The organism is Acinetobacter sp. 10FS3-1, assembly GCF_013343215.1.
GTDB lineage: Bacteria > Pseudomonadota > Gammaproteobacteria > Pseudomonadales > Moraxellaceae > Acinetobacter > Acinetobacter lwoffii_C.
Map to the genome: position 1 here is coordinate 1,187,306 of NZ_CP039143.1, position 23,182 is coordinate 1,210,487.

The following is a 23,182-nucleotide window of genomic DNA, read 5'->3' on the forward strand; positions in this document are numbered from 1 at the left end:
ATTAAAGCATTATTACATTATAACCAAGGGGAATCGGCTTGTGAAATAATTAGAAACAATACATCTGTATATACAAATATATATACATATGTATAATAATTGAAAATCCACGGTGGTGTCTTTACGATGCAGGTACTCGAAAAACTTAAAATGCCTTTAACTACGCTCGGCGAGAGTGTAATCGACCAGCATGCGATCAACTTCTGGGCGCAAAAACTGAATCCTTTATGGTCATTCAATCAGGCTTTAGGCAAAATTGTGCATATAGAAACTGCTGCACGGGATATGCTGAGTTTCAAAATTCGGGTCAATCGTTTATTCAAATTTGGTGAAGCCGGCCAGCATCACCCTGTATTTGTAGTGATCAAAGGAATTCGCTATGAACGCAGCTATAGCCTGACACGTGTAGATCAGCAGCATGTTTTACTTACCGTAAAGCAAGTCAATGCCGGCAAGGTGAGTAGCTGGTTGGCTGAACAGGCCAAAGTCGGCGACATTATTGAGTTTGGTCAGCCTTTTGGTGATATGACCTTGCCTGAACAAGCGCATCCGATGATTCTGCTGGCCGCAGGAAGTGGTATTACACCGATGCTCAGCATACTGGAAGCCTTGGATCAGAAAACTGAGTTTTCCGTGCCTGTGACTCTATGGTATTGGGTCAAGCACAATCAGGAGGCTGCTTTTATTACACGCTTTGAAGCATTGGCACGTAAATATCCTAACTTCAGTTATCAGGTATTTGCCACTCAGGAACAGCAGGCTGCGCCACGTTTAGATGCAAGTTATCTGACACAGTTACAAAACCTTGAGCAAAGCGTGGTATATGCCTGTGGGCCTTCCGGCTTTGTATCGACCGCAGAACCGCTGTTTAGTTCGGTCAAACTGTTCAAAAGCGAAGCCTTTAGTATGAGTTTGGGCGATATGTCTGATACTGGTTTTGTGAATGTCACGCTGACCCGGTCAAAAAAGACCGTCAGTATTCCTAAAGGCCATTCAATTCTGGTAAGTCTGGAACATCAAAATATTAAACCTGCACATGGCTGCCGTATGGGGATTTGCAATAAATGTGTCTGTAATAAAGTTGAAGGTGCAACCAAAAATCTGGTCAATGGCGCACAAAGTACCGAACCCGGTAATGCCTTGAAAATTTGTGTTAACTCGGCACAGACCGATCTAGTCATTGACCTATAAGCGAGTCTTATCTTATGAATATGCCAGTCAAAGTAGAATATTTTAAAAATCCTAAAAACCGTGAATTGAGCCAGTTTGAGCTGGATGAGCTCGCAGCTGAGCTGGATGCAATCAAGCAGGAAGTGCTGAATGATCTGGGCGAAAAAGATGCCAAGTATATCCACAAGGTGTATTCTGCAATTCGATATTCCTCAATTGCAGGTCGTGCCTTGTTGTTTGCAGGCTGGTTTCCGCCAGCCTGGGTTTTGGGGACAGGTCTATTAAGCTTTGCCAAAATCATGGAAAATATGGAATTGGGTCATAATGTTATGCATGGCCAGTATGACTGGATGAATGATCCTAAGCTGAAGGGTCAAACTTATGAGTGGGATATTGTCGGTACTTCTGATAACTGGCGTCAGACGCATAACTTTAAACACCATACTTATACCAATATCAAAGGGATGGATGATGATATCGGTTATGGCCTGCTGCGCCTGTTCCCTGAGCAGCGCTGGAAGCCGGGCTTTTTATTACAACCGATTTATGCCGTGCCATTCTGTTTGCTGTTCCAGTGGGGCGTCGCAATTCAAAATCTTGAGCTGGGTAAATACTTGAAAGGCCGCAAAACCAAGCAGAAAATGCAAGAAGAGTGGGCCCCGATGCAGCGCAAAATTGGCAAGCAGTTGTTTAAGGATTATGTTTTCTTTCCGGTCATTGCTGGTCCGGCGGCGCTGCCGGTATTTACGGGGAATCTGGTGGCCAATGGCATTCGTAATATCTGGACTTTTAGTGTGATTTTCTGTGGTCACTTTACTAAAGATGTAGAAGTATTCCCGAAATCCGTCATGCAAAATGAAAGTCGTGGTCACTGGTACATGCGTCAGATACGTGGATCTTCTAATCTGACAGGTTCAGAAGCCTTTCATATCCTGACTGGACATTTAAGCCATCAGATTGAGCATCACTTATATCCGGATATCCCTGCACGCCGTTATCGTCAGATGGCGCCAAAAGTGGAAGCGGTATGTAAAAAATATGGCTTGCACTACAACAATGCCAGTCTGGTGAAACAATATGGCAGTGTACTCAAACGTATTGTGAAATATGCTTTTCCGTTTAAAAAGTAAATTGTCTTGAAAAAAAACCGCTTTTAAATCAAGCGGTTTTTTAATGCTGATCTAAGAATTAAAACATTTAGTAGAAGACCTATTTAAAAATCAGAAAAGTTATTTAATAAAGATAAAACTACAACTTGTACATAAATATAAGGAGCAGACTCAGCACATCGCTGGAGCTGTGAAGTGAATATGCTAAATTAAGCGTCAATAATTTCAGAAGAAGGCTGAATATGCAAAAAATAATCTTATCTGGTTTATCTGGCATGTTGGCCACCCTTTTGCTCGCCGGCTGTACCAGCGTTACGCAGAATCATGACTACCAGCCCGTATTAGGCATGGTCAATCCGGCAAGTCAATATTGTGTCAGCCAAGGTGGAAAACTGGAATTACGTACCGAAGCGCAGGGGCAAGTTGGTTACTGTCATCTAAAGAATCAACAGGTCATTGAAGAATGGGAATATTACAATATGAGTCAGCCCAAATGTGTACCTGAACAGGCCATGGCCTTGGTTGGACAGGCAGATTTGACCGAAGCACAGATCAAGCAGAAAACTCAAGCCCAGCTGGTAAGGGTCATTCATCCGGGGGATGTCGTTACCATGGATTATAATGACGCACGTATCACTGTAACTGTAGATGCAACCAGCAAAAAAGTTTTACAGGCGACTTGCGGTTAATTTCTTCCGAAGCTTCGCCTGTTAAAGACCGGATTAGACTCTTCTACTTAAGGCACAGGATTTGCATTTTAAATGACAAATCCTGCCTGATCTTTTATATTGCCTTGTGGAAGGAGAAGTTCATGAAAAAATTATTGGTCTTATCGTTTATGGTGGCGCTGGTGGGTTGTGCCGAGAAGAAACCTTTAACCCCGGAAGAGCAATGGCAAGGTTACTGCCGTAGTGTGGGGAATGCCGCGCGTACCATTATGCTGGACCGTCAGAACGCGATTGAAAAAGACAAGGCAATTGAACATGCTAACAAGATTGATGATGATACAACTCGGACATTTATCCTGGGCATCATTGATGAAATTTATGCACTTCCAAAAGAAGAAATTAATCAGGATGTAGCTGCGGCACGTGAAAAAGTGCGGGCTGAGTTTACGCAAAAGTGTATTGCTACACCGCATGATGAAATGCCAGATTATAAACCGTTCTAAGAAACGGTTTTTTTATTCCTGATGAAGTCAGTTTGCTCTCATAAAATTGTAAAACCTTAATTCAGCCACCTGTTTTTAATGGCTATTAAATAGCCTAAGTAAATATATAATTTGTGACAATTGCTAAATCTAAAATATAGAAAAGCTTATCTGAATATTGAATAATAAATTTAACTCCAGAACTTCAGGAGCAACATAAGATGAAAGTCGTTAAGTATTTGCATCACTGTGATTTGCTGTTAGAAGATGAACATGGTTTTGCAATAATTAGTGGTGGTCACTATGTATTGAGTGTGGGTGACCGGGTGGTTTTTAAAAGAATTATAGAACAGGATAAGCAGTTGTATCAGGTGGACATTTCCTTTGCCAGCAGCAACCATAGCACTACCTATGAAGATCAATGGTTTCTTAAGTTTGAAGGCTGTCGAGATTCATTCCAGCAATATTTAAATTCAACCACAGTCCACTAAGGTGGAGTATCTTTTTTTATATAAATCAGGCAACATCAGTGTTGCCTTTTTTATGCATCAAATTCAGTTAAAAGGGTTCATAACCGTCGTTAATTTATGCAAGCAGATGGCTCTTGATTATTGAATGATCATTATGGGCATCATTTATTTATAAAATAACGAGCATCACAAAGAAACACTTTACTTGCATTAACTTTTAACTGGAAGTTTAGTAAAATTTTGGAGTCCATATTATTTATGAAGCTTTATATAAGCAGGAAATCATAAATAATTTTTTAAAAAAGAGGAATAACACCGTGCTAGAAGCTTACCGCCAACACGTTGCAGAACGTGCCGCACTCGGAGTCCCACCGAAGCCACTTGATGATACTCAAACTGCTGCATTAGTTGAATTATTCAAAAATCCACCAGCTGGCGAAGAAGCATTCTTAGTTGATTTGCTTGAAAACCGTGTTCCAGCGGGTGTTGACCAAGCTGCTTATGTTAAAGCTGCATTTTTAGCTGCTGTGGCTAAAGGCGAAGCAACTTCTCCACTGGTTTCTAAAGAACGTGCGGTTTACTTACTGGGCACTATGCTTGGTGGTTATAACGTTGCTCCTTTAGTTGAACTTTTAGATGAAGCTGCTCTAGGTGAACTTGCTGCTGAAGCGCTGAAAAAAACGCTGCTAGTATTTGATGCGTTCCATGACGTTGCTGACAAAGCAAAAGCGGGCAATGCAAACGCGAAAGCAGTTCTTCAATCTTGGGCTGACGCTGAATGGTTCACTAGCCGTAAAGACGTTCCTGAAGAAATTAAACTAACCGTTTTCAAAGTAACTGGCGAAACCAACACGGATGACCTGTCTCCAGCTCAAGATGCTTGGAGCCGTCCAGACATTCCATTGCACGCAAATGCAATGCTGAAAAACGAACGTGATGGCATCAACCCTGAAAAACCTGGTGAAGTTGGTCCATTAAGTCAAATTAAAGAACTTATCGCGAAAGGCAACCAAGTTGCTTACGTGGGTGACGTTGTTGGTACAGGTTCATCTCGTAAATCTGCAACGAACTCGGTTCTTTGGTTCTTCGGTGACGAGATTGCTCATATCCCGAACAAAAAAGACGGTGGTTACTGCTTAGGTGGTAAAATTGCTCCGATTTTCTTCAACACGATGGAAGATGCGGGTGCATTACCAGTTGAGATCGATGTTTCTAACATGAACATGGGTGATGAAATCACTCTGAAAATTGATCATGCTGCTGCAAAAGTAACAGCGTTCAAAGATGGCGCACAAATCGCTGAAGCTGAACTGAAAACTCCAGTACTTCTAGATGAAGTACGTGCTGGTGGTCGTATTAACCTGATTATTGGTCGTGGTTTAACGACTAAAGCACGTGAAGAGTTAGGTCTTGCTCCATCTACTTTATTCCGTACTCCAGTTCAGCCTGAGAATACAGGTAAAGGCTTCACTCAAGCTCAAAAAATGGTAGGTCGCGCTTGTGGTCTTCCTGAAGGTCAGGGTGTTCGTCCAGGTACTTACTGTGAACCACGTATGACAACTGTTGGTTCGCAAGATACTACAGGTCCGATGACTCGTGATGAATTGAAAGACTTGGCTTGCTTAGGTTTCTCTGCTGACCTGGTAATGCAATCTTTCTGTCACACAGCTGCATATCCGAAACCAGTTGACGTTCAAATGCAACACACGCTTCCTGATTTCATCATGAATCGTGGTGGTGTATCTTTACGTCCAGGCGATGGTATTATCCACTCGTGGTTAAACCGTATGCTTCTTCCAGATACAGTAGGTACTGGTGGTGACTCGCATACTCGTTTCCCAATCGGTATTTCATTCCCGGCAGGTTCTGGTCTTGTAGCGTTTGCTGCTGCAACTGGTGTTATGCCACTAGATATGCCTGAATCTGTACTGGTGAAATTCAAAGGTAAAATGCAACCTGGTATCACGCTACGTGACCTGGTACATGCAATTCCTTACTATGCAATTAAAGAAGGTGACCTGACTGTAGAGAAGAAAGGTAAGAAGAACATCTTCTCTGGCCGTATCCTTGAGATCGACCTAACAGAAATGGAAACTGACCTGACTGTTGAGCAGGCATTCGAACTTTCTGATGCTTCTGCTGAACGTTCAGCAGCGGGCTGTTCTATCACTCTTTCTGAAGAGAAAGTTGCTGAATACCTGCGCTCAAACATCACTATGCTGAAGTGGATGATTTCTCAAGGTTATGGCGATGCGCGTACTATGGCTCGTCGTGTTGAGAACATGGAAAAATGGTTGGCGAACCCATCACTTCTTAAAGCTGACGCTGATGCTGAATACACGAAAGTGTATGAAATCGACCTTGCTGACATCAAAGAACCTATCCTTTGCTGCCCGAACGATCCAGATGATGCAAAACTTCTTTCTGACGTTCAAGGCGACAAAATTGATGAAGTATTCATCGGTTCTTGTATGACAAACATCGGTCACTTCCGTGCAGCTGGTAAACTTCTAGAAAAAGTACCAGGTGGTTCTTTGTCTACTCGTCTATGGTTAGCTCCTCCAACTCGTATGGATGAACACCAGTTGATGGAAGAAGGTTTCTATAACACTTATGGTAAAGCTGGCGCTCGTACAGAAATGCCAGGTTGTTCACTGTGTATGGGTAACCAGGCACGTGTAGCGCCGAACACCACTTGTGTATCGACTTCTACCCGTAACTTCCCGAACCGTTTAGGTCAAGGTGCGAACGTTTACCTGGCTTCTGCTGAACTTGCTGCTGTTGCTGCTGTACTTGGTAAATTACCAACTCCAGAAGAATATCAACAGTATGCAGCTCAAATTGACAGCATGTCTGCTGACATCTATCAATACTTGAACTTCGACAAGATGAGCGAGTATACAGATGCTGCGAAAAACGTGGACACTAAGAAAATTGCTGCTGCTCAATTGGCTTAATTTTTTGAAAATTAAAGTATTTTGAGTTAAAAATAAGGGCTGAGTAATCAGCCCTTATTTTTGTGTAGAAAAAATATTTAATGGTAAGATGCCCAGAATCCTTAATAAAGGATAATAAAATTGGCTATGGTTGGAAACAAATAAATTTTGCAAGCCATGACAATATAAATTCTTTAATAAAAGAAATAATTGATAAAAATGGTTCTGTTGGACGAATGACTAATCAAGTTAAAAATTACTTCAATTTAAGAAAAGACGATATTGTTATTGTTCCTTTGGGGAGAAGTATTGCTATAGCCAAGGTAATAGGTGAAAAACTTTTTGAGCCTTCATTTACTGGAGGGCATGGAGCCAATCAGGTGCGCGTAGAGTTTTTTAGAAAAGATAATAAAATTATTCGTATTCCACGTTCAGCTTTAAAACAAAATTTAGAAAGTAGATTAAAACTTCGAACTACGATTGGAGATTTATCTCGATTCTCTGAAGAAATAGAGCATTTAATACAAAATCTGAATAACTATGGAAGTTTTGAAATAAATAATAGTTTTCTGGAAAAAGCAGATTTTTATGAACAGGAATTTAAAAAGGACTTATTAAATGCAATATGTAAAGGTAATACAAGATTAAAAGCTGGGGGGAGAGGTTTAGAGGATTTCGTCAAAGAACTATTAGAAATTGAAGGATATTCTCAAGTAGATATTTTAGATAAGAAAAATGGCGAAGGTATAGCTGATGTGGATATTCAAGCAACATCTGAAAATAACCCTTTCTTAAAAGATATTTTAATTCAGGTGAAGCACCATAACGGTGAAACCGGTAAACATGCTATTAATCAGTTGATTGCCTATGAGGCTGAAGCAATTTCTAATGCATATAAGTGGGTAATAACGACTGGTCATATTTCAGATGAATCTAAGCTTCATGCTGAAGAAAATCAAATTAATATTATGGAGGGCGAGCAGTTTGTAGATTGGATATATACAAATTTAAATAAGCTCTCTAGAGAAACGAAAGCAAACTTAGGAATTGTCGAGGTTCCAAAATTAAGTTGGTCTTAAACATAAAGCGATTTTATTTTTTAAAATTAATTCATTAGTATTGCCAATGATTTTAATCTTTCAGATCAAGGTTCACTTGATCTGATCACTAGTTGATGTATATCGTGCGCTATACTTTACAGCTTACTGAATAAATCGTTTAATCATCGCATATTTGAGTGATGTATAAGTTGATCCAAAAAATGCCCAAACAATCCCGATTCCTTTGTATTGGCGGTTTCCTCAACGGAACGCAAGTCAAAGACCAAGGTGACAGCTTTATCTGCGTCGAAAAAGGCAAAAATGTCACCTATACTAAAAAGGAAATATTCCATCCTGATTCATGGGATCACGATTACTACGTTTGTGAAACGACCACAGACAAACAGGCACGAAATTGGGTCTATGACATTGAGTCAAAATAATATTTAATTCGATAAAGAAAAAACATGGGTTGGCGTTATCGTCAGCCCATTTTTATATATGTTTTAAAATATTCAGACAATAAAAAGCCCCATGGTTAGGGGCTAGTCGTATAACTCACGTTATACTCATATAAGGCTCATCTCATACTGAGCGTATTAAAACATAAATAGATCCGCTTGTGTGAGATAACTGATCCTTCTTTTCAGATTATTCAATCATCAACAAATCCGTATTATTGGCCAGCTTTAAAGGACGCAGGGCAAAAATCGAACGGGTGTGACGAATTCCCTTCATGGAATATAGGTTTTTACGCAAAAAACGTTCGTAGTGTTCAGAGTTTTTCACTGCGACTTTGACCAGATAATCATAATCACCCGTGACCAGATGAGCTTCCACCACTTCAGGCATATTGGCCAAGGCTTCACTGAACTCATTTAAAATTTCATCATCATGACGTTCAAGCGTGATTTCAATAAAGAACAGCTCATTAATCCCTAAGGCTTTGGCATTAATATTGGCAGTATAACCCTCAATAATATTATTATTTTCCAGGCGTTTTAAACGCGTCCAGCAAGGAGATGTGGACAGGCTTACTTTCTCCGCCAGTTCGGTCACACTTAGGCGACCATCCTTGCGAAGTTCTCGGAGAATTTTGCGATCAATGCGATCCAATATGTAGTCATTATCAGTCATGTTGAAAGAAAGCAAATTAAAACATAGAAATAAGTTATACCATTGATAACCAGGAAGTGAACATACATTGTGTATATCAGTGTGCGCTTGCACTAAAAGTAGTCAAGCTTAAAAAAGATCATACCAAAAAATTGAAAAATACCACTTTGCATTGAGGTTTAGTGACAGCAATGGTAAATGCAGCTTTTATCTTATTTAACAAATCGGATGTCATGGTTAATCTTGAAGTGATTCTCTCAAGCAGTGCTTGCCTAAAATAGCAGGATATAAAAAAGAGGGTCTACTTTAAAGTTTTGGCTTTGTAGTAGACCATTCGAACAGTTTAAAGTCGAGCTTCTATTAAAGGGCCGAGGCTTACTTGAATTGTTGAGCTAAAAATAGCCTAAGCTGCAATTTCTTTTTCAATAATAGGCCATAAGTTTTCATGTGAAGATTTGAACATTGACATATGCCCAATCGCCTTGTGTCCTAGAGTGGAAGGATTCAACTCAATGGCTTTTGTTGCAGCATTTGGATACAGGCGTAACAGGTCTTTTACATTGGCTTCGGTAGCAATTTCATCATCTGTAGACCAGATGGCCGTAATAGAACACTGAATCTGTGCATGATAATCCTGCTGTCGGGTCACGGTTTTACCAATGGCATTGATTACATAACCTGGCTTGCTGCAAAATTGTGCCCATTCACGTGCTACATCTTTGGGCAGGTTTTCTCCCATCCCAATGGCACGGGTGGGTCCATAGCCAAGAGTGAAGCGTGATAAGGGAAAAATCACATCAAACATGAGAGGTGCCAGTAATTTGGTTCGCCCTTTTAAGCCTTTGATATGGCCTGTGGAGCCAGAAATGGCAATTACCTTAGCCACTTTTGCATGGTTTGGCACAAGGCCGAGTAGCTGTCCACCTGCACTATGACCCAGCAAGATGAGCCGTTCAGCCTTAGTTTTATCTAAAAGAGCATCAATTGCCGCAGGAATATCCTGCTGTCCCCATTGCACGATGCTGGCTGTCGACTGTTTTAAAGGTCCATATAAAGATTGACCAATTCCCCGAAAGTCAAAGACCAAGACGGCATAGCCTTGTGCCTGTAGCCAGCAGCTAAAACGATGATAAAACTGTTTGGTAATTCCCGTCGCTGGACAGATTAAAATGGGATAGGGTTGTTGTTTGGATGCAGATGCTTCATAAAAACATGCGCTTAATTGGTAGCCATCTTGGCAGTTTAGGGTCAATGTTTCAAATTTAGACATAAGCTACACTATATTTTTAAATCAGAATGATTAATTTAATGTACACCAGTTCTAAAAAGAAACTCGTTCAAATAATGACTAAAAAGTCAGTAGGATGACGACAGGGAATAAAACTATGGAAGTAGCAGCACTTGATCTGGCAGTCAAAATTGCCATCATTTTTAGTGGAATTTTCTTATGGGTGGGCATGCTGACCGGCGTGTGGAAATATTGGCAGATCCGGAACTCTGCACAATCTCGGGCGCATTATTATGTCGATATTGCACATCGCAGTAGTTTGCTCTATGCACCTGCATCCTTGATTTTGGCGGTACTCGCTCATGTATCGGCATTTTCCGCAGCGCTTAACTTGATCTGTGTCATCGTGAATATAGTCTTTTTCAGCTTTTCAATCGGGGCTTATATTCTGCACGGCTATTTGAGAGATACCACGAATCAGTTTAAGACACCACATCAATTGGGCAGGTGGAATTTCCCTGGTATTTTGATGACAGTCGCGATGCTAGGATTAATTATTGCAGAAGTGGGAGGGACAGGAGTTTTGCTGTATGGTGCAGTTTTAGGGTTATTTTAGGTTCTGTCTTGTATTATTTTTTTCTGTCCAGATGGATGAGGGGGCAGCTCATCCATCTGGGGCAATCTAAAAATTGAGGAAGTGATTAGCGGTATTTCTGGTCAACGAGGGCCCAGAGGAAAAAGACCATCGAGACAATCATCGCATAACCGAAATATTCAAGTTTTAAATTGCCTTGAATTAAACAATGAACAAATAAAGTCAGCATGAGCGCGATGCTAGTGCTTAAAAAGGTCACCAAGTCGGTATTGGTTTTAAGAGCATCAATGAAGACTTGCTTGTTGAAATGTACTGATAACATCTCCATTTCTCCTATAGTTATTGGTCTTATTAAATGACTAAAATAGAGTAACTTAGTCAGAATTGAATATACAGTTGTACTGTTTAATTTCAGCTTTTGCAACTGTTCCAGAAAGCTTTCACAGTGAAAAAGCTTGACTTTAGTCAAGTATCTTTATAAACAATTGATTTAAAATGAATTATAGTTGCATGCCAAAGGCCAGAACGGTCAATTGCAAAAGTTTGCAACTTTTTAGATTCATCTTAGGTGAAAGAGAAAAATTTTACGCTTAAATGATGGAGAAATAATCAATTTTGTGTAAGTGTTTGTATAAGTAGGAGGTGATTTTGGTTTAAGTCAAAAACCTTAAGTATTTAAAACGCATAAATATATTTTTATTTGAGCCAGATTATAAATCTTATTGTGCCAAGCTATCCAGTAAAAAAAATCGTTTTTTGCTATTTTTATATCAATTTTTGACTTATTTGCGCTAACAGGGCTTTGCAGGGTGTAAACAATAAATGTCCGTTTGGGTAAAACCTGACAATTATTGATCACGCTAAAAAACGGATTTTGGGTAAAAATTCGCTTTTTTATGACCTCAACATGCTAGAAAGATTAGTTTCTAATACGGTCAATCACAGCTGCAATCAGTAGAACAATCATGGAGGGGATAAACCAGGCCATATTTTGTTCAGAAAGTGGCAAGCTCTCTAAGCTAGCAGGTAAACTGAAACCGGCAACTTTTAAGCCATCAAAGATACCAAAGATCAAGGCAACCAAGGTCACTGGAGCAATGACATGCGATGGTTTCTTAAAGAAGCCTGTCAAGAAGCTCAGCATAATAACTGTAATGGCGGGTGGATAGATCGCACTTAATACCGGGACTGAAACTGCAATCAGTTTGGTTAAACCGAGGTTAGATATCAGCAGCGAAAAACCAATCAGGATCAGGACAAGAACTTTATACGGAATTTTGGTCAGGCTGGAGAAGTACTCTGCACAGGCACAGGTCAGGCCGATTGCAGTCACCATACAGGCAATAAAAATCATGCCGGACAGGAAGTACGCGCCCATGTCACCAAAGGCATATTGCACATATGCATGCAGAATAACCGCCCCATTGGCCGCATTTGGAGCAACTTCATGACTACCCAGACCCAGTTTAAACAGGCTCAGATAAACCAGGGTTAAACCGATCCCCGAAATAATCGCAGCATTCACTGCATATTTGGTAATCAGCTTCTTGTCCGTTACGCCACGCGATGTAATTGCTTTTACAATCACAATACCGAAAACCAGAGCACCCAAGGTGTCCATGGTCAGATAACCATTCACAATCCCTTCAGAAACCGGGCTGTCAATATAGCTGTTGATCGGTGCAGGTGGTGCCTGGGCCGGAATCATGACAGCGGCCACTCCTAAGATAATCAGGGAGATAATCTTAAGCGGAGAGAGAAAATAGCCGACAGTATCCAGAATCTTGTTCGGATACAGAGAAACGAGCATCACGACAGCAAAATAAATACTGCTATAAATTAGCAGGCTACTGGATTCATTGCCGAAATAGGAAGAAAATCCGATTTCATAAGAAACGGTGGCGGTACGCGGAGTTGCAAATAAAGGACCGACGGCCAGATAACAGATCACAGTCAGCAAAATACTGGCCGCTTTGCCCAAAGGCGAGCTTAAAATCTGGATAGAACCTTCAACACGAGATAATGCAACAATGGTGATAACTGGTAAGCCGACAGCAGTAATCAGAAAACCGAAAGCAGCTAACCATACGTGTTCACCGGCCTGTTGCGCCACAATCGGTGGAAAGATAATGTTACCTGCACCAATAAATAGTGCAAAGGTCATAAAACCCAAGGCAACAATATCCCGAGTACGGAGACTTGTCATAAAGGGAGAGTAGTAAAAGGAAAAATAGATTTTAGAATATCTGTACGGGTTTTTGGAGTTTATTTTAGCTGGAAAGGCGCTGATTGTATTGCTCTTGCTCATTAAATTAACAAATATTCTAAATTTGGTGGAAATATATTATTGATATTTTTAAAGAAAAATAAAATCTATATTTTTCTGACAAATTATTCAGAATTTACAATAAATTGAAAACTTTATTGTTTGTATAAATAGTCAGCATTAAAAAATTGTTTTGCCTAGCGTTAAATACCTGTCTAGCCCAAGAACCTCGGCATTCTCAGCTAAAAAGGACTATAATTGAGTGATTCAGATTGAGGATAAATTGATGCGAGCGCCAGCCATTAGTCTTAAAACCGAGCAGGATATTGAAAAACTGCGCATATCCGGGCGCTTGGCCGCGCAGGTTCTGGCGATGATTGGAGCGCACGTGAAAGCAGGGGTGACCACTGAATATCTGGATGATCTGTGCCATGATTTTATTGTCAATACTTTGAAAGTGACACCTGCCAATATTGGCTATTATGGCTATACCAAAACCACCTGTATTTCTCCCAATGAAGTGGTGTGTCATGGTATTCCTTCTGCCAAAACCATCTTGCAAGACGGCGATATTATTAATATTGATGTCGCTATTATTAAAGATGGTTATTTTGGTGATACCAGCCGTATGTATTATGTCGGTACGCCATCAGCTGAAGCGAAGCGTCTGGTTAATACGACTTATGAGGCGATGGTGGCCGGTATTCATGCCGTGAAACCGGGGGCAACACTGGGCGATATTGGCTATGCCATTCAGACTGTGGCAACACGGGAGGGGTATAGCATCGTCAGAGAATATTGTGGTCATGGAATTGGCAAGGTGTATCATGAACAGCCGAATATTCTCCATTATGGACAACCGGGGCAGGGCATTAAGCTGGTGCCGGGTATGGTCTTTACGATTGAGCCGATGGTGAATATGGGCAAAGCACGAGTCAAAGAACTTAAAGATGGCTGGACGGTAGTCACCGCAGACAAATCCTGGTCTGCGCAATGGGAACATATGGTTGCTGTGACTGAAACAGGCTTTGAACTGTTATCGCCATGGCCTGAAGGCACTGGGGAATATCCGGAAATTTAAATTCTGCTATAGCCAATGAAAATACAGTAACCCATTACACCGGCTCACATAACTTACATTAGCCGGTATTCTGTGGACGAAAGCCTACAAAAGACTACAGCAAGAAGTGGTTTCGAGCTTTGACAGAGCTTATATTCATCTTGTTTAGCCTAGATGTTTCCTCTTTTCACTCAAGTGCTGTCCTGTAGTTTCCAGCTCATTTTCTAATGAAAATGAGCTTTTTTTATGTGAGCGAAAATTCTTTCAAAGTCTTTTATCTCAACTTTAATCCTGTTGTAGCTGCTCTACCAGATAGTCAATAAATACCCGCACCGCAGGCAACAGGCCGCGACGTGATGGATAAACAACATGGGAAATCCCATGGGCTGCTTTCCATTCAGGTAAGATCTGTACCAACTCACCGCGTTGTAGATGGTGTTCGACGACGTGATCCGGCAATAAGGCCACGCCACATCCCGAGGCGGCCAGCTGGGTCAACATGTTTAGGTCTGAACCGCATACGGTTGGGCTAACCTGGATTTTCTTTTGCTGCTGTCCATTTTGCAAGACCAGAAATTGCTCACTATGTTCTTCAACCATACTGAGAATTTTGTGGTCGGCCAGTTGCTCAGGGCTTTTAAGATCACCGAATTGATTTAGATAGCCCTGACTTGCAAACAGATGCTGCTCCAGTTTGGCAAGCTGGCGAATCACCAGGTTTGGATCATCATTCAGACTGGATCGAACCCTTAAGGCCAGATCAAATCCTTCATTGATAATATCGACACGACGATTGGTCACCAGCATCTGAATCTTGATTTCTGGATATTTTTTGAGAAAGTCTGGAAGGATTTTGGCCATTTCATTTTGAGCCATTGAAACTGGCAGACTGACTTTAATTACGCCACGTGGTTCGGTACTTAAATGATCCACCAGATCATGTGCAGCCTGTGCGGCATTTAGCATGACCTGGGCATGCCGGTAGATATTCATGCCGATGTCGGTCACGGCAAAATGGCGTGAACTGCGTTGAATCAGACGGACGCCCAAACGTTCTTCCAGATTATAAACGCGTCGACTTAGTTTGGACTTGGGAATATTCGTAGCACGTTCAGCAGCACTGAAGCCGCCATATTCGACCACTTGGGCAAAGCAATAAAAGTCATCCAGATCCGTCAGCATTTTCTTTGATTCCATATATGCAACAATATGCTGATTAAAGTCTGATTGTTGCATAGTGTCAATTGCAGCTGATTAAAAAAATTTGGACAAGGCAATTATTCAACATGACGCGATTCATCGTTGCTCATAGGAAAAGCCCATTCGGTATGAATAGGTTTTTTGAAAATATTAATCCTCTTGTTCTTAAAGGGCTTTTATAGAGAGTATTGGGTTCATTTTAGAAACTATTAAATTAGCTTAATCAAAATAAACTGCTAGCCCACTCCAACTGGGTCACTCTAAGGAGGCCAAGTCTAGTTGTATTGCAGGTGACCAATTACCCTTTGGATGAAGACAGAATGCCCATCTTTTCTTAATTACTGGCATTTCTTTTAATCATCCAGGTGGAATCCATATGAATGAGCTATCTCTAACTTTTTAGGAACTGGAGAACCACAGCCTGTAAAAAAGCAAGAAGTAAAACCTGAGTCTTGTCTAAATATTCCAATAGAATCTATACCAGAAACCCAATCAAATAATCTTTCATTCAGCAAAGTAGATGAGTCTGCTCCTGTACCACTTTATTGACGACATCAGCTGCAATGACAGAGATACCTTGTATAACTGTCTTCATTGATGAAGAATTTAACCGTTCCGTATAAGCAGCTACCACTAATTTTTCATTTATCACTCTTAGATAAGTCACATGTATCATAAAAACGGGATGATACATTTATCCTTATTGATGCTTATAAATGTAGTTGGGTGTAGCAAACTATAACTAAAATTTTTTAAATAATTAATTGTTTAACATATTGTTTGCTGCATAAAAAGAGCTTGTTATCGATCCTGCATCTAAAAAATATTTATCCAAAAATGCCATAAGTTGGGTCGCAACATGGGCTAATGAGGGTAGGTTAAAAACTAAGAGACTGTTTTGATGATTATATCAATAACCAACTATGTACCGTTTGATGTTCAGGACTGCAACTGCTTCACTAAAATCGACAGGCCTTCGGTTGCTGTCTTGGCAATTTTCTGAAACTGGGCAGGAAGATGCTGTTGCTCTGCTTTGGGGTCAATATAGTAGGCGGTGCAACTGGCAGGAATGTCATGAATTAACCCGGCCACTGGGTAGACCTGTAAGCTGGTACCAATCACGATAAAAATATCTGCATCTGCGACACACAGCTGGGCATCTGTATAAGCCGGCACCGCTTCGCCAAACCAGACCACATGGGGGCGTAATGGATAACCTTGCCTGCAAAAATGCTTGTTCAGATTCAGCTCGGCGCCTTCCACGGAATAGAATTCCCGGGTATTTTCTGCGTCCGGACCAGAGCTTTTGGCCAGTCGGATGTTGCCATGTAAATGGATGACTTTGGAGCTGCCCGCACGTTCATGTAAGTCATCAATATTCTGGGTGATGACGTAGACATCATAATTTTTTTCTAAGCGGGCAATGTGCTGATGGGCAATATTGGGCTGTGCCTCCAGAATATTTTTACGCCGTGCATTATAAAAACGTTGTACCAACTCTGGATTTTTAGCCCAGGCCTCAGGGGTGGCGACCTCTTCAATGCGATATTGTTCCCAAAGCCCATCACTGTCACGAAAAGTATTAATTCCGCTTTCGGCGCTTATGCCTGCACCGGAAAAGACCACCAGTTTTTTCATCGCCATTCTCCTGGGTTAAATTGCTGTTCCGAACGAGTTTACTGTCGAGGGTGCTAGGTGATGTTCTTTCAGAAATCTGGACAGTTCTTTGGCAAATTTGACCGGTTCAGTCAATAAAGGAGTATGACCAGATTTGTTAAATAGTACCTGTTTGGCCTGTGGCAGGCTTTCTGCAATCAAACGTTGACCTTCAAAGGGATAGAGTCTGGACTGAACGCCGCTAAAGAAGGTCACCGGACAAGAGAGTTGGCTAAGAGCTGTGCGGTAGTCTTCTCGGTGATATAGATAGTTGTTGATATACCACAGCATATAGTCTAGGCGCTGAGAGGGAAGCAGTAGACCCTGCAAACGCGGCTGACTCAGAATGAATTCACAGGATTTTAAGCTGAGCTTATGTCTATTTTGCAGTTGTATAAAGCGCAGCCATAGAGCAGCCAGCGCTGCACGTACTGAGCTTTCCAGCTTCTGGATGGAGCCAAGATGGACATGCTGAGCCAGAAGCAGGGAAATCTCTTGCAAAATCCCGATAAATTCTTGATGGCGCGAACCAAAAAGTCCAAATGCCCAAGCATCGTCTACCGATATTTTAGGGGATTGATCAATATGTAAATAGGCGGAAATATGTTGGGCAAAGTGATCATAATGCAGGCCATGCATCGCCGTCGTGGCACCCATGGAATAAGCAATTACCATGAGTTTGTCCAGATTTAACTGGGCTAGAACCGAACGTACATCTTGCCAGTGACTGGAAATGGCATCCAGATCGGACGGGATTTTGCAGTTGCCGGATGCGCCAAAGCCACGCCATTCAGGAATAATAAAACGGAAATTTTTTCGATGCGGATAGAGAAAAGCAGCCCATTGCCAGCTCAGCATGCCCAGACCGGATAATACCAGCACCGGTTGTCCCTGACCGTATTCGCGGACAAACAGTTGTTCAGCATCGGGCATGGTATAAAAAGGCATGGCTATACTCCAGGGTGTATTTTATTGTAATTACCTTAAAATTGTTTAAGACGCGGAATGAGCTGTTCTAACCAGTGAATCCAGCCCGTTTCCTGATCAATACCCAGTTGCAGAATCATTTTGTGAATATACAAGGTACGGTCATTTTCATCGGCTTGGGCAAAATCCTTGGCAAAAATCTGCTGATAGGTCTTTAATTTTTCTTTATGCAGTTTCAGGTGGCGTTCCAGTTCAGGCAAGGTGCTATTGCCTCCAAGCTGCGCTTCGGCCCGTAAACGTACCATTAATTCTTCACGCAATTGTGCTGGCGGACTTTGCTCAAGCATCCAGCTGGTCAGCTCTTCACGGCCCAGACGTTCGACCTGATAGGTTTTTTTACGTGACTGGGCATTTTCTTCTTTCAGGGTGGAAATCCAGCCTTTGCCTAACATGGCATTTAATTCACGATAAATTTGCTGATGGGTGGCATTCCAGAAAAATCCCATGGAACGGTCAAAACGGCGTGCCAGTTCAATACCGGTACTGGGTTTTTCAATCAGGCTGGTCAGCAGAACGTGGGCTAAAGACATAGACGTCTCAAAAAATGACTCAGGATTATTATGCAACATGTTGCATAAAAATCAATTCTGACATATAAAATAGTGCAACAAGTTGCATTAAAGCTGATGGTTGAGGGAGAAAATGGTCAGCTTGTAAAACAATAGCCAGCATAAACGCACGCTCAGGAGTAGAAATGTCTAAATATCCCAACTTACTTGCCCCACTGGATTTGGGCTTTACCACTTTAAAAAACCGGGTATTGATGGGGTCAATGCACGTAGGTCTTGAAGAAGTACCAGGTGGCTATGAGCGGATGGCAGCCTTTTATGCGGAGCGTGCCAAAGGTGGTGTGGCTTTAATCGTTACAGGCGGGATTTCCCCCAATGATCATGGTGTGACCTTTCAAGGTGGCTCCAAGCTCGACACAATTGAAGAAGCAGAAAAGCATAAAGTGATTACCCGGGCCGTCCATGAGGCGGGAGGTAAGATTGCCATGCAGATTCTGCATACCGGGCGTTATTCCTACCAGGCTGAAAATGTGGCACCGTCACCTATTCAGGCCCCTATTAATCCGGTAAAACCGCATGCTTTAACTTCTGCAGAAGTGCAGCAAACCATTGATGATTTTACTAACTGCGCCGGACTGGCTCAGTATGCCGGTTATGATGGCGTAGAAATCATGGGTTCAGAAGGCTATCTGATCAATGAGTTTATTGCCGCACGTACCAATCACCGTGATGATGAGTGGGGGGGGAGCTATGAAAACCGCATTCGTTTCCCGATCGAGATTGTTCGCCGTACCCGTGAAAAAGTCGGTGAGAACTTTATTATTATTTATCGTCTTTCTATGCTGGACTTGGTCGAGGGTGGCTCAACGCTGGAAGAAGTGGTTCAGCTGGCAAAAGAAATTGAAAAAGCTGGTGCAACGATTATCAATACCGGAATTGGCTGGCATGAAGCACGTATCCCTACGATTGCCACCAAAGTGCCACGAGCAGCCTTTACTTGGGTAACACGCAAGCTGAAAGGTCTGGTTAATATTCCGCTGATCACCTCTAACCGGATCAATACGCCTGAAATGGCCGAATATGTACTGGCCTCGGGTGATGCCGACATGATTTCCATGGCACGTCCGATGCTGGCTGACTCTGAATTTGTCCTCAAGGCAGAGCAGGGGCGCAGTGATGAAATTAATACCTGTATCGGCTGTAATCAGGCTTGTCTGGACCATATTTTCTCGATGAAAGTTGCCACCTGTCTGGTCAATCCGCGAGCTTGCTATGAAACTGAATTAATTTTTAAAGAAGTTAATGACGCAAAAAATATTGCCGTAATTGGCGCTGGCCCGGCCGGTCTGAGTTTCGCAGTCTATGCTGCCAATCGTGGGCATAACGTGACCATATTTGAGGCAGCGGCGCAGATTGGTGGACAGTTTAATATAGCCAAAACCATTCCGGGCAAGGAAGAGTTTTATGAAACCTTACGTTATTTCAAACGACAGATTGAACTTCAGCCGCGTATTAAATTAAAGCTGAATCATAGCGCCAGTTTTGAAGAACTTGTCAGCTCAAGTTTTGATGACATTGTAGTGGCAACTGGAGTAACACCACGCCAGTTGTCGATTCCGGGTATTGACCATCCTAAAGTACTGTCTTATCTGGACGTGCTGAAAGAGCGTAAGCCGGTAGGTCAGCGGGTCGCGATTATCGGTGCCGGAGGAATTGGCTTCGATACCGCAGAATACTTGAGTCACGAAGGTGAAAGCGGCAGTGTTAACCCGCAAAAATTCTATGATGAATGGGGGATTGATACCGAATATAACCAGGTAGGCGGCCTGAAAGCGCCAGAACTGGAAAAATCAAATCGTGATATTTATTTATTACAGCGTAAAGCCGTTTCAGTTGGTGCAGGTCTGGGTAAAACTACCGGCTGGATTCACCGCACCGGCTTAAAACATCGTGATGTAAAAATGATCGCGGGCGCCAGTTATAACCAGATTGATGATCAGGGACTGCATATCACGGTGAATGACAAACCTATGCTGCTGGAAGTGGATCATGTGGTGATTTGTGCAGGTCAGGAGTCATATACCGCTATGTTTGATGAACTGAAGGCTGCAGGCAAAAATGTGCATCTGATTGGAGGAGCCAAAGAGGCGGGTGAACTGGATGCCAAGCGTGCTATTCGTCAGGGTGCTGAACTGGCTGCGGCGATTTAATCGCCTTCCAGCCCTCTTTTAAAGGGCAAGAAATCCCCCCCCTTTACCAATAAGCAGTTGGGAGGGGGCCTTAGCTAATATTCAGGGATGGGGGCTGGAAACAATTCTCTCCCTGAGTCCTCTCTTGAAAGGAAAGAGGCACTGGATAGAAGGAAGTATGAGTTCTTTTTCCTTCAGCTAGAGGAAGCCTAATTTTTCAATAACAAAAAAGGAAGCCAAAATGGGCACCGGACATATAAAAAAATCTATTACGCGTTGGCATGAAATGTTAGAAAGCCGCGATATGTCAATCTTGAATGAACTGCTTGTAGAGGAGGTGGTATTTCGCTCACCTGTGGCATTTACACCTTATTCCGGCAAGCAGGTGGTGTTTTTTATTTTGACCAACGTCATACAGGTCTTTGAAAACTTTCGCTATCATCGAGAGTTTCTCAGTGAGGATGGTAACAATGTTGTACTTGAGTTTTCAGCCAATGTCGGCGATAAAAAACTTAAAGGAATCGACATGATTCAGTTCAATGATGAAGGGAAGATTATTGATTTTGAAGTGATGATCCGACCAAAATCTGGACTTGAAGCTTTAGCCTTAGATATGGGCCAGCGGATTCTGGCTTTTCAGGCTAATACTTAATTTCTGGCATTGACTCAAGTCGACATAAAGTTTGTAGCAACTGATAGTAAAACTAGAAGGGGAAGACAGATGAAAATGTTGCTTAAAAAACTGGGCCAGCTTTCAAGTGAATATTTGGATCGTTTTAGCGGCGCAGATCTTCCTACCTTGTATTACAACCCCAATGGGGTGTTCTCGGGTGTTGTTGAACGCTTACCCTTATTGAAACAAAAATACCGTCCGACACCCTGGTTATCCAATGCACATGCGCATATTTTATATTTAGACCTAATTAAAAAACGAACTATCAAGCTGCAATATGATGTGCTTGAGCAATTGACCATGTCAGATGGTGGCATTACGGGCATTGCCTGGTATGGACTCAAATTGCCGCCAACAACGCCCACTATTGTTCTGCTCCACACCATTACAGGCTCTCCTGAGTCCATGCGGGAGCTGGTACGTGACTTGCATCAATATACCGGCTGGCGCGTGGCGCTGTGTTTACGTCGCGGGCATGCGGACTTGCCGATGCCAGTGCCTAAAATGAACCTGTTTGGTTCTACTCAGGATTTACGTGAACAGTTGCTTTATATTCAGGATAAATTTCCGAAATCTGAGCTGTATGGCGTCGGTTCTTCGGCAGGTACCGGTTTGTTGGTGCGTTACCTGGGAGAAGAAGGAGAGCAAACACCACTCAAAGCCGCGTTTGCTTTGTGCCCGGGCTATAACACTGAAACCGGATTTGCGTATGTACATCCGTTTTATAGTAAGGTGATGGCGAAAAAACTGATTAAGCGCTTTATTCAACCTTATCAGGAAGTCTGGCAGGTATATCCGACCTGGAAGCAACTGCTTGAGGTAAAAGACCTGTCTGAATTTGAAAAAATGTATTATTGTCTGGCTGGATTTGAGGATTATGAAAGTTATAGCAAAGCCACAAATCCAATTTATGTTTTTGAAAATATTAAAATTCCCTTAATGATTTTGAATGCTGAAGATGATCCGGTCTGTCATATCCAGAATCTGGAACCTTATAAAGAAGTCATTCAGTCAATGCCAAATATTGTGGTGGTCACCACACGTAAAGGCAGTCATTGCGGGTTTTATCAAGGCTTAATGCAGACCGACTCTTGGGCGACCCGTTTAATGGCGGATTATCTGCTGCAATTATCTAAAGCACCCGCCTGATGCTTAAACCATAAAAAACCCAGTTTTCACTGGGTTTTTTTAAAATCAGTCAATCCCGATTAATTTTCAAGTGCTGGCATTGCCGCAGCAATCGCATCTGCTACAGCATCATCTTCAGACTTGCTGGTCTCTGAGCCAGACTTTGGTGTTGCTACAGGAGCGCGCTCTGGAGCTGGAGCCGGTTCTACTTGTTTCTCTGCAGGTGCAGCGGGAGCAGGTTCAACAGGCGCAGGCTGTTTGATCTCACGACGGATTTCGGTAGTTGTATTTTCAGTCTCCTCACGGTGAACTTCAACAGCTGGTGGAATTTCTTCAACTGCCGGTTCTTCTACCACAGGCTCAAGTGGTTCAAACTGAGCCGGCTCAGAGGTTGTAACTTCTGATGCTGGAGTAACTTCAACTTGTTCTTCTTCTTTCGGAGCTTCTTTTTTTACACAGGCGGTCAATGTAAGACCTGTCAGGATTGCGGTACAGATTAAAAGTTTCTTCATCATCATTACATCAAACAGAAAAGGGTGGAGAGAATTGCACTATTATAGCAGCAAAATACCAGATAAAAATCATATGAACTTACGGTAATTTTTTATTTGAATTGCTGTTAAAATAATCAATTGTTTATTGTTCTATGAATTGATGCGGATTGACTTTGCTTTATTGGTACAGAGTAAAGTAAAATTGC

22 protein-coding genes are annotated in these 23,182 nt (G+C 42.1%); 13 read left to right on the top strand and 9 right to left on the bottom strand.

What is annotated here, in order from left to right:
* Positions 1–126 precede the first annotated feature (126 nt).
* The 8 genes from E5Y90_RS05565 to E5Y90_RS05600 all read left to right on the top strand — a co-directional run bounded on the left by E5Y90_RS05565 (position 127) and on the right by E5Y90_RS05600 (position 8,318).
* The gene (locus E5Y90_RS05565; RefSeq protein WP_174659639.1) at positions 127–1,191 is read left to right on the top strand and encodes a flavin reductase family protein; all 1,065 of its coding nucleotides are present in this window, start codon (positions 127–129) and stop codon (positions 1,189–1,191) included.
* 14 nt (positions 1,192–1,205) lie between these two features.
* Complete coding sequence (locus tag E5Y90_RS05570) at positions 1,206–2,300, top strand: fatty acid desaturase family protein (RefSeq protein ID WP_151203242.1); 1,095 nt, start codon at positions 1,206–1,208, stop codon at positions 2,298–2,300.
* Between the two features lie 221 nt (positions 2,301–2,521).
* Positions 2,522–2,968 carry an I78 family peptidase inhibitor gene (locus E5Y90_RS05575; protein ID WP_151206844.1) on the top strand — a complete coding sequence of 149 codons (447 nt, stop codon included), beginning with the start codon at positions 2,522–2,524 and terminating at the stop codon, positions 2,966–2,968.
* Positions 2,969–3,090: 122 nt separating this feature from the next.
* Positions 3,091–3,450, top strand: a complete 360-nt coding sequence (locus E5Y90_RS05580; RefSeq protein ID WP_151203240.1) for a hypothetical protein — start codon at positions 3,091–3,093, stop codon at positions 3,448–3,450.
* 200 nt (positions 3,451–3,650) lie between these two features.
* Positions 3,651–3,920: a hypothetical protein gene (locus E5Y90_RS05585; protein WP_174659640.1), complete on the top strand. Its 270-nt coding sequence runs from the start codon at positions 3,651–3,653 to the stop codon at positions 3,918–3,920.
* A gap of 296 nt (positions 3,921–4,216) precedes the next feature.
* Positions 4,217–6,856: a bifunctional aconitate hydratase 2/2-methylisocitrate dehydratase gene (locus tag E5Y90_RS05590; RefSeq protein ID WP_174659641.1), complete on the top strand. Its 2,640-nt coding sequence runs from the start codon at positions 4,217–4,219 to the stop codon at positions 6,854–6,856.
* An 80-nt stretch (positions 6,857–6,936) separates the two neighbouring features.
* Positions 6,937–7,914 carry a restriction endonuclease gene (locus E5Y90_RS05595; protein ID WP_174659642.1) on the top strand — a complete coding sequence of 326 codons (978 nt, stop codon included), beginning with the start codon at positions 6,937–6,939 and terminating at the stop codon, positions 7,912–7,914.
* A gap of 182 nt (positions 7,915–8,096) precedes the next feature.
* Entirely contained in the window at positions 8,097–8,318 is a 222-nt protein-coding gene (locus tag E5Y90_RS05600; RefSeq protein ID WP_151207775.1) for a hypothetical protein, read from the top strand.
* 208 nt (positions 8,319–8,526) lie between these two features.
* Here the strand turns inward: E5Y90_RS05600 and E5Y90_RS05605 are convergent, their stop codons facing one another.
* Together E5Y90_RS05605 and E5Y90_RS05610 are read right to left on the bottom strand one after the other, a co-directional pair.
* Positions 8,527–9,012 carry an Lrp/AsnC family transcriptional regulator gene (locus E5Y90_RS05605; RefSeq protein WP_174659643.1) on the bottom strand — a complete coding sequence of 162 codons (486 nt, stop codon included), beginning with the start codon at positions 9,010–9,012 and terminating at the stop codon, positions 8,527–8,529.
* 382 nt (positions 9,013–9,394) lie between these two features.
* Positions 9,395–10,261 (bottom strand): alpha/beta fold hydrolase, encoded by an 867-nt coding sequence (locus E5Y90_RS05610; RefSeq protein ID WP_174659644.1) that lies wholly within the window; start codon positions 10,259–10,261, stop codon positions 9,395–9,397.
* Positions 10,262–10,376: 115 nt separating this feature from the next.
* Here E5Y90_RS05610 and E5Y90_RS05615 point away from each other — a divergent pair, with 115 nt between their 5' ends.
* Complete coding sequence (locus E5Y90_RS05615) at positions 10,377–10,835, top strand: hypothetical protein (RefSeq protein WP_174659645.1); 459 nt, start codon at positions 10,377–10,379, stop codon at positions 10,833–10,835.
* 85 nt (positions 10,836–10,920) lie between these two features.
* On the opposite strand, the gene E5Y90_RS05620 is transcribed toward E5Y90_RS05615, so the two are convergent.
* Both E5Y90_RS05620 and brnQ read right to left on the bottom strand, forming a co-directional pair.
* On the bottom strand, positions 10,921–11,136 hold the full coding sequence (locus E5Y90_RS05620; RefSeq protein WP_151203232.1) for a hypothetical protein: 216 nt from the start codon (positions 11,134–11,136) through the stop codon (positions 10,921–10,923).
* Between the two features lie 597 nt (positions 11,137–11,733).
* Positions 11,734–13,020, bottom strand: coding sequence for a branched-chain amino acid transport system II carrier protein (gene brnQ / locus E5Y90_RS05625; protein WP_151207780.1), 1,287 nt, complete (start codon positions 13,018–13,020; stop codon positions 11,734–11,736).
* A 346-nt stretch (positions 13,021–13,366) separates the two neighbouring features.
* Between brnQ and map the strand changes: the two genes are divergently transcribed.
* Positions 13,367–14,161 carry a type I methionyl aminopeptidase gene (gene map, locus E5Y90_RS05630; protein ID WP_174659646.1) on the top strand — a complete coding sequence of 265 codons (795 nt, stop codon included), beginning with the start codon at positions 13,367–13,369 and terminating at the stop codon, positions 14,159–14,161.
* Positions 14,162–14,425: 264 nt separating this feature from the next.
* On the opposite strand, the gene E5Y90_RS05635 is transcribed toward map, so the two are convergent.
* The 4 genes from E5Y90_RS05635 to E5Y90_RS05650 all read right to left on the bottom strand — a co-directional run bounded on the left by E5Y90_RS05635 (position 14,426) and on the right by E5Y90_RS05650 (position 18,513).
* Positions 14,426–15,322, bottom strand: coding sequence for a LysR substrate-binding domain-containing protein (locus E5Y90_RS05635; protein ID WP_174660567.1), 897 nt, complete (start codon positions 15,320–15,322; stop codon positions 14,426–14,428).
* Positions 15,323–16,279: 957 nt separating this feature from the next.
* Complete coding sequence (locus E5Y90_RS05640) at positions 16,280–16,978, bottom strand: SIR2 family NAD-dependent protein deacylase (protein ID WP_174659647.1); 699 nt, start codon at positions 16,976–16,978, stop codon at positions 16,280–16,282.
* Positions 16,979–16,993: 15 nt separating this feature from the next.
* Positions 16,994–17,944: an alpha/beta fold hydrolase gene (locus E5Y90_RS05645; RefSeq protein WP_174659648.1), complete on the bottom strand. Its 951-nt coding sequence runs from the start codon at positions 17,942–17,944 to the stop codon at positions 16,994–16,996.
* A 35-nt stretch (positions 17,945–17,979) separates the two neighbouring features.
* Positions 17,980–18,513 carry a PadR family transcriptional regulator gene (locus tag E5Y90_RS05650; RefSeq protein ID WP_174659649.1) on the bottom strand — a complete coding sequence of 178 codons (534 nt, stop codon included), beginning with the start codon at positions 18,511–18,513 and terminating at the stop codon, positions 17,980–17,982.
* 164 nt (positions 18,514–18,677) lie between these two features.
* Here E5Y90_RS05650 and E5Y90_RS05655 point away from each other — a divergent pair, with 164 nt between their 5' ends.
* From E5Y90_RS05655 to E5Y90_RS05665, 3 genes are all read left to right on the top strand, one after another.
* Entirely contained in the window at positions 18,678–20,702 is a 2,025-nt protein-coding gene (locus E5Y90_RS05655) for an NADPH-dependent 2,4-dienoyl-CoA reductase (protein ID WP_151207789.1), read from the top strand.
* 220 nt (positions 20,703–20,922) lie between these two features.
* Positions 20,923–21,333, top strand: coding sequence for a nuclear transport factor 2 family protein (locus E5Y90_RS05660; RefSeq protein WP_174659650.1), 411 nt, complete (start codon positions 20,923–20,925; stop codon positions 21,331–21,333).
* A 69-nt stretch (positions 21,334–21,402) separates the two neighbouring features.
* Positions 21,403–22,503 (top strand): YheT family hydrolase, encoded by a 1,101-nt coding sequence (locus E5Y90_RS05665; RefSeq protein ID WP_174659651.1) that lies wholly within the window; start codon positions 21,403–21,405, stop codon positions 22,501–22,503.
* 59 nt (positions 22,504–22,562) lie between these two features.
* Here the strand turns inward: E5Y90_RS05665 and E5Y90_RS05670 are convergent, their stop codons facing one another.
* Positions 22,563–23,000, bottom strand: a complete 438-nt coding sequence (locus E5Y90_RS05670; RefSeq protein ID WP_201798535.1) for a hypothetical protein — start codon at positions 22,998–23,000, stop codon at positions 22,563–22,565.
* Between the last annotated feature and the right edge of the window lie 182 nt (positions 23,001–23,182).